The sequence below is a fragment of the Pseudonocardia xinjiangensis genome (genome assembly GCF_012911925.1).
GTDB classification, from domain to species: domain Bacteria; phylum Actinomycetota; class Actinomycetes; order Mycobacteriales; family Pseudonocardiaceae; genus Pseudonocardia; species Pseudonocardia xinjiangensis.
On record NZ_JAAXKY010000161.1, the window covers coordinates 1 to 15586 of the forward strand.

Annotated in this window: 4 protein-coding genes; all 4 read right to left on the reverse strand. The window is 73.6% G+C overall.

Annotation, left to right across the window (positions count from 1 at the left end; translation table 11 throughout):
• The coding region (locus HF577_RS31710; protein ID WP_211175144.1) for a hypothetical protein at window positions 1-728 on the reverse strand (728 nt) is incomplete at its 3' end.
• A complete protein-coding gene (locus HF577_RS31715; RefSeq protein WP_246267671.1) occupies window positions 725-1654 on the reverse strand; it encodes a branched-chain amino acid ABC transporter permease in 930 nt (309 codons plus the stop codon). The genes HF577_RS31710 and HF577_RS31715, both read right to left, overlap by 4 nt.
• 83 nt (window positions 1655-1737) lie before the next feature.
• Complete coding sequence (locus HF577_RS31720; protein WP_312859509.1) at window positions 1738-2925, reverse strand: branched-chain amino acid ABC transporter substrate-binding protein; 1188 nt, start codon at window positions 2923-2925, stop codon at window positions 1738-1740.
• A 747-nt stretch (window positions 2926-3672) separates the two neighbouring features.
• Window positions 3673-15477 (reverse strand): hypothetical protein, encoded by an 11805-nt coding sequence (locus HF577_RS31725; protein WP_169399677.1) that lies wholly within the window; start codon window positions 15475-15477, stop codon window positions 3673-3675.
• Window positions 15478-15586 lie beyond the last annotated feature (109 nt).

Below are 15586 nucleotides of genomic sequence, written 5' to 3' on the forward strand. Positions count from 1 at the left end.
ACCCGATGCCGCTCCGACACCGCACCCACCCAGGTCAGCAGGCCCGAGGCGTGCAACGCCCCCAACAGCCCACCGACCGCACCCAGGAACGACAGGAACACCGCACCCGAGTAGACGTTCGCCGCGCCGCTCTGCCCACCGCTGGTCAGCACCGCCGACACCAGCAACAGCAGCAATGCGTAGGTGACCAGCAGGATCAGCCACTCCACATAGCGGTTGCACCCCCGGTGCCAGACCGGCACCGGCGTGAGCCCGCTCGCGGTTGCGCCCAGGACCAGCAGGGCCCCGCCGATCAGGGCCGCGACCGAGCCGAACGCGACGGCCCCGCCTCCGGCGGCGGTGATCGCTCCCAGCCCGCCGCCCTCGACCGTGATGTAGAGCCCGTTGACCAATGCGATCGCCACCACGCCCCAGCCCAGCGCCCGCAGGATCCGCGCCCGGCCGGCCACCGCCACCACCGCGATCACCACCGCGGCGATCCCGAACAGCGCCACGTGCAACCGGAAACCGGTGACGGTGAAAGGCGCGCTGAAGAACTCGAGCGTGGACTTCTCGGGGTACGGGCCCCCGTTGAGCACGAACGTCGCCCACGGCAACAACGCACCGACCAGTGCGAGGACGCCGCCCGCGACGCTCAGCGCAGTGGCACAACGTGCGAACGAGGCCAACCGGGGAGGCGGCGGCGATAACGAGGTCACGGACTCCGCGGGCTTCTCCACCGTGGTCATGCCCGTACTCGCTCCGTCTCACCGAAGAAGCCCTGCGGCCGGAACACCAGCACCGCGATGAGCACCACGAAGATCCACACGTAGTCGTACGCCGAACCGCCCGGCAGGTACTGCCCACCCAGCGACTTGATCAATCCGATCGCCAACCCGCCGACCACTGCGCCGGGGATGCTCCCGATCCCGCCCAGCACCGCCGCGGTGAACGCGAAGATGCCGTTCTGGAACCCCATGTCGATGTTGATGTTGTTGAGGTACCCGCCGTAGAGCACGCCGCCGATACCGGCCAGCGCACCGCCCAGCACGAACGTCAACACGATCACCCGGTCCGGGTCGACACCCATCAAGCGGGCCACATCCTGATCCTGCGCAGTGGCACGCATCGCCCGACCCGTCCGGGACCGCTCGATGAACAGCTGCAACCCGACCGCCAATGCCAGCGACACCACGACCAGCAACACCCCGGAGTACTTGATCGGCACACCGTCACCGATCGGGATCAGCCACGTACCCGGCACGAAGACGGTCGGGAACGGGATCGCCGATGTCGCGCCCGGGTAGAACACCCGCACCGCCTCCTGCAACGCCACCGACACACCCAACGCGGTGATCAGCGGCGCCAATCGTGGCGCATGACGCAACGGCCGATAGGCGAAACGTTCCATCGCCACCGCCACGCCCATCGCGACAGCGGCACCGGCGATCAGCAACAGCGGCAACGCCAGGTACCACCGCTGCTGGACGAATGTGGGAAGCAGGTAGGTGAACATCGCCAACCCGCCGTAGGCACCGACCATGAAGATCTCGCCGTGGGCAAAGTTGATCAGTTGGATGATGCCGTAGACCATCGTGTAGCCGAGTGCGATCAGTCCGATCAGGGAACCGAGCACCAGTCCGTTGACGATCTGGGACAGCAGCGTGGACAGCAAACGGGTGGTCCCTCCGCGTACGCCGGGGGCGGAGCCTCGCCCCACCCCCGGCACATCGATTCACCAGTGCCGGCGCGAGCTCATCAACGCGGTTCGGTGAATGTTCCCGTCGTCACCGGCGCAAAGTTGTCCCCCTGCACGGTGTACACGGTGAGTACCTTGTTGGTGGTATCGCCGTACTGATCGAACGACACCTTGCCACTGGTGCCGTCGAGATTTGTCTGCTGGACGGCATCAACCAGGTCCTGGCGGCGGGAGCCGCCGAAATCCCCGTTCTTCACGACCTTCGCCAGCGCATTGATGATCACGTTGGCCGAGTCGTAGGTCAGCGGCCCGTAGGCGCTGTAGGAATCGGTGTAGCCCGCCGCCGCGTACGCATCGGTGAACGTCTTGGCGCTCGGCAGGCTCTCCACCGGTGCTCCGATTCCGGTAGCCAGGTCGCCCTGCCGGCCACCGAGGGTGACGTACTGCTTGTCGGCAATGCCGTCGCCGCCCATCACCGGAATCGCCAGCCCGGCATCGGCGAGCTGCTTCGACAACGGTCCGGCCACGGGGAACTCACCGCCGTAGTACACCGCATCAGGGTTCATCGGACGAATCTTGGCGATCACGCTGGAGAAGTCGGTGTCATGTTCCCCCACCCGCTCCTGGGCAACGACGTCGGCGCCGAGCTGCTTCGCCTCCTTCACGAAGTTCTCGGTGAGTCCGACACCGTAGGTCTTACCGTCGTCGATGACGGCGATCCTCTTCTTGCCCGCCTTCTGCACCAGATACTGCGCACCGAACGGCCCCTGCAACAGATCCGTGGTAGCCAGCCGGAAGTACGTGGGGAACTGACGCTTGGGCGCGGTGGCGGCCTGCGGACCCATCGTCAGCGCCGGGTCCGTGTTGCCCGACGACACCTCCACGATGTTCTGCTGTTCGAGGATCGGAGCGACGGACTGCGCCGTCGACGAGTTGTAGGTCCCCACCACAGCTGCGATGTTCGGGTCGGATGCCAGCTCGGTGGCCGCCTGCGCCGCAACCTGCGGAGTCCCCTGGTCATCGTCAGGCTGGAACACCAGCCGATACCCCGGGACCGCACACTTGTCATTGGCCTGGCGGATCGCCAGGTCAGCCGAGTTCTTCATCCCCAGACCGATCGCCGACAGACCGCCCGACAGCGGCGCGATCAAGCCGATGACCAGAGATCCCTTGGAGCTGTCGCACGATGACCCACCGGCAGCACTGCTGCTCGACTGGTTGGTGCCGCATGCCGCAAGCAGCACCACCCCGGCCAGGATCGCGGCAGCCCCCGTAAACTTCCCGCTTCGCCTCACTCCAGACTTCTCCCATTCATCTCGCGGCGCAGATCCGCGCACGACGGACAACAAAATTGATTCACTTGGGCGCGTCCCGGCCCGCGCAGGTACAGAGGCCGGCCTCGGGAGGAATATCTGCAGCCGCATCAGAGCAACGACCGGCGTCCGTCCTGACATCGGTCGATACATACAGCGCATGCTGCTTCAGTCGGAATGTCCACTATCGGAAGAACAGCGGCATTACTCGCAAAAATGTGACGTGCTATCCGTTCCAGTACTTATGTCCGAATACGGTTCCAGATGGAGTCGGTCGGTCAGCCCGCTCACGCGACCCGGGCGTTACACATGAACTCTGCTTCATCGCAAATCCGATGGCTCGATTATAATTACCGGAATCGCATGAGACTGTCAAGCCTGCGGGCCACCGCGGTCACAAAATGCATATCCGACCTGATCGTGCGCACCACTGGTTCGTCTGGTCAGACCACTGAAAACGTCGGAGCTGCCACCAAAGAAGAATCAAGTGGACCTGACCGGAGTCGGGGTCACAGAGCGTGCACAGCTGAGGGAGGTTGCTGACCAGCCGTTGTGTCGCCGCTTGTCGCGCGGATCGCCCGAACCACGGCTGATACCCCGACGGCAGCGACCGCCGCCGAGGCTGCGACGACCGCGAGCACCGACGCCCACCCCGCCACCGACCCCGCGAAGAGCCGGCCGTCAGCGCGTCGTGCCTCCGCCCGCCGGCGGCCCGCGCGTCGAGGTCGATGCCGCCGGTGTACTCGGCAACGCGGCGACCGTGAGGTCGTCGACACCGCCTGCGCCGCCGGCGGCGTTCGCGAGCCGGGTGACGGCCGTGCTGGCGTCGGTGTATGCGCCGTCGAGCTTCCCGACGAGGTCGCGCGGAGCGGGCAGGTAGCGCCAGAGGCCGTCCGTCGCGAGCACGAGCAGGCCTTCCGCGGTGGGCCGGTACGGCGTGACGGTGGGCTCGGGCCGGAAGTCGCCTGCCACCCAGCGGGTCATCGTGCCACCGTCGGTGATGGCACCGGGCCGGCTGTCGTCGGTGGTCAGCTGTCTGCCGGCGAGATTCCCGTCCGCGGGGAGGTAGTAGGCGCGGGCCGTCCCGACGTGGATGACCGTGATCGTGCCGTCGGTGCCGTAGTAGGCGCCCACGTAGGCGACGGCCCCGTGCCCGGTCGCGGGCGTGTACAGGTCGCGGAGCGCCTCCGCGCCGGCGGCGTGGGCGGCGCGCAGGGCCTGCTCGGGCGTGCGACCGAGGCCGCCGGAGCGGGTGATCTCGTCGTGGAAGGCGCGGGCGAACCGGTTGGCGGCGTGCCTCGAGTTGGGGTAGCTGAGCACGCCGTCGACGACCGCGGCGACCCGGTCGCCGTTGGGCAACGCCACGAGCGTGGCGGCGTCCTGGTTGGTGGGGTTGCCCCGGCCCCTGCGGGTGTCCGCGGCCAGGGCCCGGCCCTCGCGCACCTCGTCGCCGAACGGGTGTTCCAGCCGGTCGTGATGGGGGATGACCGGCGAGAAGCCTGGGGCCGGCAGCACGATCGGCTGGAACAGGTCCGGGTGCCGACCGCGCAGGTTCTTGGCCGCGATCCGGGCGGTCTCCATGACCTTCCAGCCGCCGGCCGTGCGGTAGAGCTTGGTCTGCCACGCGTAGTCACGGTCGATGTCGTAGCGCGCGAGCGCCAGCCGGGCCCGGCCCAGCGCACGCCCGCGCTCAGGACCGCCGGGCAGGCGGTCCAGCTGCACGCGAAAACCGTCGAGCTCCTTGGCGATCTCGCGCAGCCAGTGCTCGGCGGTCGGCGGGAGCGGGTCCGCTCCCGGGGCGTACGGCCGGGCCGCCTCCGCGGCGCGGAGCGTCCGGTCGATCTGGTGGGGATACGCGCCGACGTCGGTGAGGCGCGCGATGGCATTCTCGCGGGCCTCACCGAGCGCCGTGTGCGCCTCGACCTGGGCGCCCCGGGCCGCGTCCAGGAACGCGATCGCCTCGTCGGGCAGCCTGCCGTCCACCCGCTGGGCGACGAGCAGCTCGCTCATGCGCAGGGCCCGGTGGTACAGCCGGTCGGCGCGGTCGTTCGCCTGCAGCAGGACCAGCAGCCTGCGGCGTTCCACCGTCGGGACCACCGCATGCCGCCAGCGGGCAACGAACAGGTCGCGTGCGCCGGTGGCGAACCGGACGGGCGCGGCCGGGTGGTCGGCGGGCAGCGGCCAGGTGTAGCGGCCGGCCGGGTTGCGCAGCTGGTACGCGAGCCCGGTCAGGCGCCGCCACCCGATTCCGGCGTCGTCGACCCACCCGTCGCGCCAGTGCCGGAACGCCAGCTCGCCGTCGCGCAGGACCTCGCGCAGCACGGTGTAGGCGTCCTTCTCGGCCTGGGTGACGCCGGTGGCCCCGAGCCGCCCGGCGGTGAGCGGGGCCAGCTCCGCGCCACCGGGCAGCACCAGCGGGTCGGCACGCACCGCGTGCCGCAGACGCGGGCCGGCTGCCCGCCACACCGCGGCCAGCTTCGGGTCGGCGCGGTAGCCGCCCACCGCGTCGCCGGTCAGTGCACCCAGGTCGGCCAGCGCAGCCAGCGCGGTGTCCCAGCCGGGCCCGCCGTACTGCGCGGCGAGCTGTTCGGGAGTGACCGGACCCTTCCGGCCGGCGATCACGAGAAGCCGCTCCAGGAGGGTGGCAGGCGTCGCCCGAGGCGCAGTCCGGGCAGCGGCGGCCAGCGCGTCGGTCCAGCGCCGCTGGTTCCACCGCCGCTGGGTGTCGCTCAGCTCGACCTCGCTGCCCAGCAGCGCCGCCGAGCGCAGCAGCCGCATGCCGGCGGTCAGCTGCCGCTGCTCGGCCAGCCGTTCCGGCGTGGCACCGGACTGGCGGGCCGCGAGCGCACGCTCCTCCGTGGTGGCCGCGTCGGTGGCGCTGCGGGCGCGCTGCCCCGCGAGCTGGGCGATCGCCTCCAGCGGTTCGCTGCGGGGCCTGCTCATGCCCTCCAGCTCGAACTCCAGCGCACGCAGCGCCGCCCGCGCGCGCCGAAGGTTCGGGTGGTCCGGCTGGTCGTTGTCCAAGTAGTACTGCTTGATCTCCGCCAGCAGCGCGCGCCGCGGGCCCCCCAGGTACTCCGCACGCAGCGTGTTCCGGTCCTTGACCGCCGTGGCCAGCCGCTCCGTCCAGGTCCGGCTCGAGGCGGCGTGCCGGGGCTGCGGGCCGGCTCTCGCCCAGAGCGCCAGGCCGAGCAGCCGCTGGAACTCGACGACGTCGGCATCGGCGGTCCGGCCGGCATCACGCAGGTGCGTCGCGACCCGGGCGAGCGCGTCGGGGTCGGCGGCCAGCACGGGGACGGCCGACGTGATCGTCTCCACGTGGTGCGTCCGCCGGTGCGCGGCGGCAGCCCGCTCGCGGTCGAGCGCCTGGCGGATCTCCGGGGTGGCGGGCAGCGATTCCCACTCGTCCAACGGCCCGGGGATCTCCGCGGACATCCGCGCCCACAGCCGGTCCGCCAGCTGACCGGCGAGCTGCTCGTTCAGCGGGCCGACCAGTCCGAAGTGGCCGAGCAGCTCCTCCAGGTCGGTGCGGTAGCCCGCGACCCTGCGGTGGAGCCGGTCACCGATCCACAACCACCGGAAGGGCCGGTCCGGGGACCGCAGCGCGCGCGAGCTCCGGTAGCCGTAGTAGCCGGCGCGGTGCTCGTCGGGGTCGCGGACCAGCTTCCCGATCAGCCACACGGACCCCGCGACCGCCCCGAAGCGGACGAGAAGAGCGGTGAGCGAGTCGTTCGCCTCCACCCACGGCCTGCTCACCCAGGACAGGTTGATCGCGATGGCGGCCAGCCCGGCGAGTACCGGGTCGACCGCCTTGCGGAACAGCAGCCGCGTGTCGACCGGGGAGAAGCTCGTGTAGTCGAGCCACGCGATGAGCCAGCGGCGCTGCCGGTCCCCGCTGCCCGTGGCGCTCGACTCGGCGGCGTTCTTCTGTGCCTGCTTCGCCTTGCGCTTCGCGATCGGGGCCATGATCCGGCCGGCCCAGACGTTGACGTACTCCGCGATCACGGTCGGGGACGCGTAGACGATCACCGCCACCGCGACGGCGCTGACCAGGTCGCGCACCGCTCCCGGCGCCGCGCCGCCCGCCAGCCCGCTGATCACGAAGGCCACCGCGGCCGACAGCGCACCGGACACGACCGACTTGATCCGCTTGGTGCGGCCCAGTTCCTTCTGCTGCACCGCCGCGCCGGCTATCCCGGCCCCGATGGCCACCGCCACGGGGACCACCCACCACGGCAACGTGGCAGGGGCGAACACCCTGAGGAGCCCGAGCCCGGCCGCGATCACGTACGCCAGCCCGGCGGAGAGCGCAGCGGCCCGCCGCGGGCGGGTCTGCATGCCCGAGTCCTGGTTGGCGTACTGCCTGCGCAGCACGTAGCGGTAGATCAGCCCGGCCGCGACCAGCGGCACCAGCAGCGCCTTGAGCCCGCGCAGGCCGGGCCGCGTCAGGAACGGCCAGACGGCCGTGAAGCCCTGCTGGAGCAGCGCCCACACCGTCGGGCCCGCCATCCCGGCGGCGAGGCCGACAGCGAGCGAGATGCCGATCCGGACGCCCTGGGTGCGCAACCCGCGGGCGACCGCCTCCCACGGGGGACCGCGGGTCTGCCGCGGCGTCCACACCGCGCGGGCCGCCACGACCAGCCCGGCCGCCGCGACGACCAGCCCGAGCGGGCCCGTCACGAGGCCCGACCCGGCGATCCCCAGCTGCGCACCTCCCCAGAGCCCTGCGCCCACGCCGATGCCGAATCCGGCCACGCGGGCCACGCGCCTGCGGTTCCGCTCGGCGACCGGGACGTCCACCCCGGGCCGCGCCGTGAGCCGGAGGCGGTACCCGGACAGGCCGCGACCCCGGGCAGCCCGGTCCAGCCGGCCGCCGGCCCTGGCCGATGCCACTCCGGCGTCCGCCGCGATCCGCGCCGCCTCCGCCCGGCCTGCGACCAGTGCCTGCCCGGCCGCCCGGTGCGCGGCCACGGACCTGGCGAGCCCCGGGAACGCGGTCGCGAACGCCTCCCCCACCACGGCGACGGCCGGGCCGAACGCGACATCTGCGGCGGGCGTCCCCGCAGGCGGCACCGAACGGGCCGGGTCGAGCCTGCCGGCCCGCGCCACGAGCCGGCGTGCCGTGTGCTCGCGGAGCCCGAGGGCCTCCCCGATGCGCTGGACCAGCTGGTACTCGGACAGCCGCGCGGCCGCGGGCGCGCCCGCGGCGACGACCGACAGCCAGCCGACCCAGCCGAGCTGCTCGGGGGTCACCTGCCGTGCCGCCGCCCGCTGCTCGCGGTGCATCAGCCGCGCCGCGCTCCCCGCCGCGGCGCGCAGCCGTGCCACCGCACGGACCTGCCCGCGCAGCACACTCGCGGCCCGCCACCGGTCCAGCACCCACTGGCGGGCGGCGCTCACCGCGTCCCGAGCGGCCCGCCACCGGTCGGCCGCCCACTGCCGCGCGGTGCCCGCGGCGCCGCGGACGGTCTGCCACCGGTCCAGCAGCCACCGCTGCACGGCGCCGGCCGCGGTGCGCACCGTCGGCGGCGTGGCCGGCAGCCCCCTGACGTCCGTCGTCGACAAGCCGGTCACACGGCTCACCGGCCCGGCCCGGACGCCCGCGGTGCGGGCGGTCACGGCCGCCTCCCGGACCTGCTGGTCGCGCTGCGTGCGCGCTGCGACCACCTGTCGGGTCGCGGCACTCAGCGGCACCACCGCCTGGCCGAGCGCCGTGGACCGCAGCGCCACCGCGGCGCGGGCGGCGCCGAGCAGCGCGTCGGCCGACAGACCGGGATCGGCCAGCGTCGTCGGCAGGGTCACCGAACCGCCGAGCGCCGGGTCGGCCAGCCGCGCGCGCACCCGCTGCGGGTTGACGCCCAGCGCGGCCGCCAGCCCCTCGGCGATCTGGTCGTCGGTGCGGCCCAGGTCGTGCAGCCGCTCCGCGAGCGCCGGCACCCAGCCCAGCCGCTCGCCGAGGCCCTGCTCGTACCCGCGGACCGCCTCCCGCAGGAGGGCCTCCGCCTCCAGAGCGCGGGTCAGCGGCTCGTTCGCCTCGGCGACCTTCTCGCGCAGCTCCTTCGCGGCCCTGCGCTGACCCGGCCACCAGACCATTCCCGCGGCCAGCACGCCCGGATCGGCCACGCCGTAGCGGACGGCGGCGAGGCTTGCCAGCAGACCGCCGGTCAGCAGCACGACCGACCACGCCGCACGCTGGTTCGAGGAGAAGCGCTGCCACCACGGCGGGCCGCGGGACCTCGGCTGCGGACCGGCCTTGCGCGACCCCAGCGCCCGCGACTCGGTGACGCCGTTGGTACGCGGCGGCAGGCTCGGCCGCTGCTCCGGTCCGTCGCCGGTCGGCTTCGATGCGCCGCCACCGGGCACCGACCCGCCACCGGACGCCGCCGGACCGGACCCGCCGCCCGGGGGGTTGCCCAGGATCTGGCGGACCTGCCCGACGTTCAGGTCGGTGATCGCGGCGATCCGGGCTGCCGGCAGCCCGCCTCGAGCCGCTGCGCGCACCGCCGCTTCCAGCGTCGCACGCCGCTCCACCTGCCGATCGGCCAGCTCGCCGGTGGTCAGCCCGACCTGCGCTGTTGCGTCACGCAGCCGAGCCTCCGCCGCCGCCAGGTGGGCGCTCAGCCGTTCCTGCCGCTCCTGGAACGACCCGGTCGGCTCGCCCAGCCCGGCCACAGCCCCAGCCGGAGCCGGAGCCGCGGTGCCCAGGCCGGCGAACAACCGCACCTCCGCCGGGTCGATCCCGAGCGCACCCGCCACCACCACATCGCGCGCCGCCGCGGCCGGGGGGTCGCTGAGCATCGCGTCGGGGCCGCTGAACAGCCACCCCGCCCCGCGCCGCTGGACGTCGGCCAGCTCGGCATCCGCCGCTGCCACCCCGCCCCGCGCCGCTGCCAGCCGGGACCGAGCCGTCACGACCGGCCCGTCCAACCCGGCCATCACCGAGCGCAGCTCCCGCGCCGCCGCCCGGCGCCGACCCGCTGCGATGAGCGGCTCCCGGGCAGCAGCCGAGATGCCGGTGAGCACCGCGGTCGACGAGGCTGCCACACCTGCCGCCGCGAGCATCCGGGCGCGCGCCGGTGGCCCGCGGATCCGCAGCGTGTCCGGGGCGAGACGCCGCAGGGCGGCGCTGATCGCCGTGATCCCGAACCCGGCGGCCACCAGCGCCGCCGAGCCGGACCCACCGAGGACGGCCAGGCCCCCGCCGAGAAGGGTGAGTGCGGTCGTGCCCGCACCCCACGTGACGACGATGCGATCGCGACGCACGGTGTCCGGCCAGGCCGCGTTGCGCGGCGGCGACGTGGCCCGCCAGGCGGCATTCATCGTCGTGGGCAGCACGGCGAGCACACCGGCGCGGGTGGCGCGGTTCCACGGCAGTCCGTGGCGCTCGGCGAAGCGGGCGAGGACCCTGTCGCCCAGGTCGCCTGCCAGCCCTGCCGACATCAGCGTCACGAGGGCAGCGCGGTCCCCCGCGGCGACGAACCGCCGCAGATCCCCGGCCACCTCAGCAGGCGCCCTGCTCACCAGGCGCCTGCCCAGCCGCTGCGCCCACACGGCGTCACGCACCTGCACGGACGTGATGCCCTCGGCCCGGTACCGCTCGACCTGCGCCAGCTGCCTGCGCCCGCTGCGGCTGCTCTCGGCGATCTTCCGGTGCATGTCGCCGTAGCCCTGGGCGATACTCGCGAACTCCTGCCGCTCCGGCGACGCGCCGGTCCCGGGCCGGGCCGACTGCGCCGTCGTCCACGACGGCGCCGCACGCTGCTCCACCAGCGCGGCCCGCCGTTCGTCGAGGATGGCGCGCTGCCCGCGCATCCCGGCGAGCTCCGCCACGGCCCGCTCGGCCTCGCGCTGCCAGCTCACCTCGGGTCGTCTGCCCCGGTCGGGCGTCGCCCGCGGACCGACGGGCAGGCCGGCCTTGGCGCGGACCACGGCGGTCTTGCGCTCGAGCGCCCCGATGGCCTGGTCCAGCGCACGCTGCAGACTGTTGATCTCTGTGATCGCAGCGTCGAAGTCCTCATGGTGAGCCACGTCCCGGGCCGCGTACCAGGCCTCAGCCCGCTGTGCCGGGCTGTACCCCGCCCACTCGGCGTCGGTGATGTGCGCGGGCCGCAGCGCCTCGGCGATCGACCGGGTTCGCCCGGACACCCTGAGGTGGAGCTTGCCGTCGATGTCCTGCAACCGCCGGTCCCACACCGGGATCGGGCCACCGCCGACGGTCGGGGCGTCCGGCAGGGTCGGCGCCGGTGGCTGCCTGCCGGTCTCCGGGTGCGTCGGCGGGGTGCCCGGTCCGAGCGCAGGCACGGTCCGGGCACCGGCCGCCGCCGCGCCCGTGTGCGGCACGGCCCCGGCGACCGGCCGGGCGCCGGTTGCGCCGTCGGCCGCGACGGTCTGGCGCATCGGCGACGTGTGGGTGCCACCGACCGGCGGGCCGGTCTCCGCCGATGTGCGCGGCGCCAGGGCGGGGTTGTGGCCGCGCACCGGTCCCCAGGATCCGTCCGGCACCGACCTGGCCGCCGCGCCCGCCTCGGCGACGTGCGCCGTCAGCTGCGGCACATGTGCCGTCGACACGTGCGGGTGCGGGATCACCGAGTAGATGACCAGCGCGCCGGTCAGGCCCACCTTGACGAGGATCTCCTTCGCCCCGGCTTTCAGGTTCTGCCAGCGCGACGAGCGCACGGCGTCGGCCGGTGCCGCGGGCAGGCCGGCGCCCGCCTCGGCCGGCGCCTCGCGCGTCGACGGGCGGGGCCCGTCCGACGCGGCATCGCGGAGCAACCGGACGCCCGGCAGCCCCAGGTCGATGACGCCCCGCCCGTCCAGGCCTGCGCGCTCCTCCACGAGCCGGTGCCTCAGCCCGGTCAGCTGGGTCTCGAGTGCGTCGGCGCGCGCGCCGGCCGCGACCGACGCGCTGCGGTCGCCCATGCCGGCCTGGATCTCCGCCAGCCGGGCCTCGACCGCCGCGACGCGCTGCGCGCGGCTCGCCGCCCGCTGAGGCGTGACCTCCACGCGCTGCACGGTGACGCCCGGCGCGACCTCGACCGGGGGTCCGGCCTCGCGGTGGTGCAGGCCGGGGACGTCGGTCGCCCCCGGCAGACGCGGGTCGGTCGGCTGCCGCAGGCGGTCGAGCTCGGCCCGGAGCCGGACCTGCTCGGCGCGCAGCTGCCGGTTCGTCGCGATGTCCCGGTGAACGGCCTCGCCCTGCGCGGTGCGCGCAGCGCGCAGCTCGGACTCCACCTCGGTGATGCGCTGCTGCACCGTCTCGACGCGAGCGTTGCTCCGCTCGGGGCGCGCGACGATCTCGACCGTGACCCGCGAACCACCGGATGTCTCGACGGTGTACCTGGTCCCGGGGGGCGGCAGGTCCAGCTCGCCCGCGGCAGGGCGGGATCGTGCCGGATGCCCGTCCCGGGCCGGCACGGACGCCATCTCGTCCAGATGCGGGCGTAGCCCGCCGTTCGTACCCGGCTGCCCGGGAAGCGGGGCGTTGCCACCGGACGCCTTCAGCTGCGCGCCGCCGCCGGATCCGGCCCGCTGCGCGGGGGTGACGTCCGCGCCGGACAGGAGCGCGGGACCGCCGCCGGCGGTCCCGGCCCGTAGGGCCGGGACCGTGAGGAGGACGTCGTGGGCCTTGGCGACCCGCTTCTGGCGGATGGCGTTGGCGGCCTCATGGCCCCTGAGATACCCGAGCGGGGTCAGCCGGCCGGGCGAGGTGGGCAGGTCGGTGCCCCAGGCCTGCAACGACGCGGCCTGGCGAGCCGCCCCCAGCTCCTTCGGAGAGACGCTGCGACCGAAGGGCAGACCCAGGACATGGTGGGCGCGCGCCGTACCGAACAGACCCGGAATGCGCTCGGGCCTGGCCGCCGTGAGGCGCTGCAGCAGCGTGCCCGTGAAGACGGTGCGGCCGGTGACGCCGCCGCGCTGGATGATCCGCCCGGCGTAGGCCGAGGTCTCCAGCGCGCTGCCGACGCGGCCGAGCACGACGGCCCCACCCGCGTGGCCGGTGCCCGCTGCGAGCCGGCCGTTCTGCAGGGCGGCCGCGCCCCGTTCCGCCAGGGCGGCCGAACCAGTGAACGCCGCCCGCGAGGCCGGCGCGAGCACCCGCGCCCCCACCCCGGCCGCGGTCCGTCCCGCCCAGAAGTAGGGCCGGTACGGGGCCAGCGCCACGTTGCCCGTCACGTTGGCCAGCCGCAACGTCGCGGTGGCCACGGCGTCCAGCCCAGGCGCCGCCCGTCCGGCCGCCCTCCCCACGGAGGTCAGCGCACCGCGGAGCCCGCTGGTCGCCGTCGCCCCCGCAGCAGCCACACCAGCGCTCTTCGCGCCCATCGAGACGAGCTTGACCGCCACCCCGGCCCCGGCGGCGACCAGCGCCACGGTGCCTACGTCCTCCAGCAGCGTCGACACCGGCGTGAAGTAGTAGTCGTCCCCGATCCTCTCCCAGCTACCGCCGTCGTTCAGCCACCGGTCGTAGAAGTTGACCGCGCTCTGGGCGATCCCCCCGGTGAAGGGCCGGTTCTCCGCATACCCCGCGAGCCCGTCGCCCCACTCGTTCGCGGTGACCCAGCTCCCCACCTCGGTGCCGACGGCGTCGACCAGGCCGGGCACCGCGTGCACGACGACCGAGCCGCCGTCCCGTGCCAGGTTCTTGAAGAACCCACCGACCGACTTCTTCGTCTCGACGTCCAGGACGACGTACTTGCCGCCCATCTCCTCGACCCACGCCTCCCCACCACACGACGACCCGGAGGAGCACTGCCTGCTCTCCTCCCGGCCAGGCGCCTTCGAGTGCAGGAACAGCTCGCCGCCGTCCTCGATCTCGCCCCCCGACCGGGCGGACTTGGGGGTGGCGAAGCCGAAGCACAACCCGTTCCCCGACGAGTGGCAGTCCGACAGGGTGTCGCGGTTGGAGTCGACGTGGGTGCGGAACTCCCCCGAACAGGTCGAGTTCGAGTCGGCACAGAACCCCGACGCGACCGCCTGGCCCTGCCGCTCGTCGTCCCCACCCGAGGCGAACGCGCTCACGCTCAACGAGCAGCTACCGGTACCCGCCCGCCCGCAGCCCTTGTCCGACGCGGCGGTGTTCCTGCCCGACTCGTGATCCGCCGAGGCTTTCCCGGAGTACGAGCAGCTCACCCCGTCGCTGCCCTCACACCACGCCACCACGTCGACCGTGTGCTTGTCCGCGTCCACCTTCACGCTCGCCGCAACCGAGCAGGCACCGGAGCCGGCGGAACCGGAGTCGGAACAGCCACCCCGCGCCTCACCGCTCAGCCTGCCGTCGTCACCGGTGGCCTGCCGGTCCCCGGTGGCCGAGAAGCTGTAGCTACACGCCGCGGCGCCACCGTCCGCGCCACTGGCCTCGCAGCCCGCGCCGGCCGCCACCTGCTCCGGGACGGTCGTCGGGGGCGCCTGGAAACACCCATGCGGACTGGTGCACTTCGGGGGGTATTTCGTGTACTCCGCCTGGTACTTGGCCACCGACACCGAGGAGCAGGTCCCACTCCCGCCCGGCTGCACGCAGTCGGACCTGCCGGTCCCGGTCAGCTTCCCGTCCGGCGCCTGCGCCCACGCCTCGGTGTGGGTCTCCGAACGCGTGCAGGTGCCACCGTCCAGCCCTGCGCAGTCGGTGAACGCCTCGACCCGCCCGGTCTCGGCGTTGTAGGCCGCCGACCCCACCAGCGCGCACGTCCCGCCGGCGCCGGCACAGTCCGCCCGCGCGGTACCGGTGTGCTTCTCGTCCTTGCTCTGCTGGGCCACGTCTGCGCGGACGTGCGCGTCCTGGCTGCACTGCGGCCCGGCCGGGTAGCAGCCGGTCTGCACGTCCACCCGGGCCGGGACGACGACGGGCGTGCCGTTCTCGTCCTTGACCACGTTGCCGTTGTCGTCCAGCCTCACCTGCGCCGGGACGTAGGCGAACACCCCCGACACCGAACACACGCCCGAGCGCTTCGCGCAGTCGGAGCGACCGTCGCCCGACACCGTGCCGTCGGTCGGGCCGTTCGGCACGGCCTGCCCCGGCCCCGACACCCGACCCTCGAGGTGCGCCTGGGACGTCGTGCACGTGCCGGCGCCGCCGTCCGCGCAGTCGGAGTAGGCGTCGATCCGCCCGGTCGCCGCATCGAACCCTCCGCCGACCACCGTGGAACACCAGCCGGTCGTGCCCGCACATGCCGAGCGCGCGATACCGGTGATCGTGCCGTCGGGCGAGGTGATCTTCGCCTCCGCCCGCGCGCTCTGCGTGCAGCTGCCCCCGCCCTCGCTCTCACAGCCGGTGCCGATCACCAGCATCGGCGGGACCCGGTTGCCCTTCTCGTCCGTGGTCGCCGGCTGGTACTTCGCCACCCCGGCGATCCCGCACGAGCCGACCCCGCCGGAGCAGCGCACCTGGCCCTTGCCGGTCAGCTCCCCGTTCGGCGAGGCCGCGTCGATGTTCAGGTTCGCGTACCGGCTGCAGCTACCACCCTCGGTGCCGCAGTAGGACGACAGCTCCATCCGCCCGGTCTGCGGGTTGTAGGTCGCCCTCGCCCCGGTCGCGCAGTACCCACCCCCCGCGCGGCTGCCCGAGCAGCTCGCCCTAGCGTCACCGCTGATCCCCTCGCCC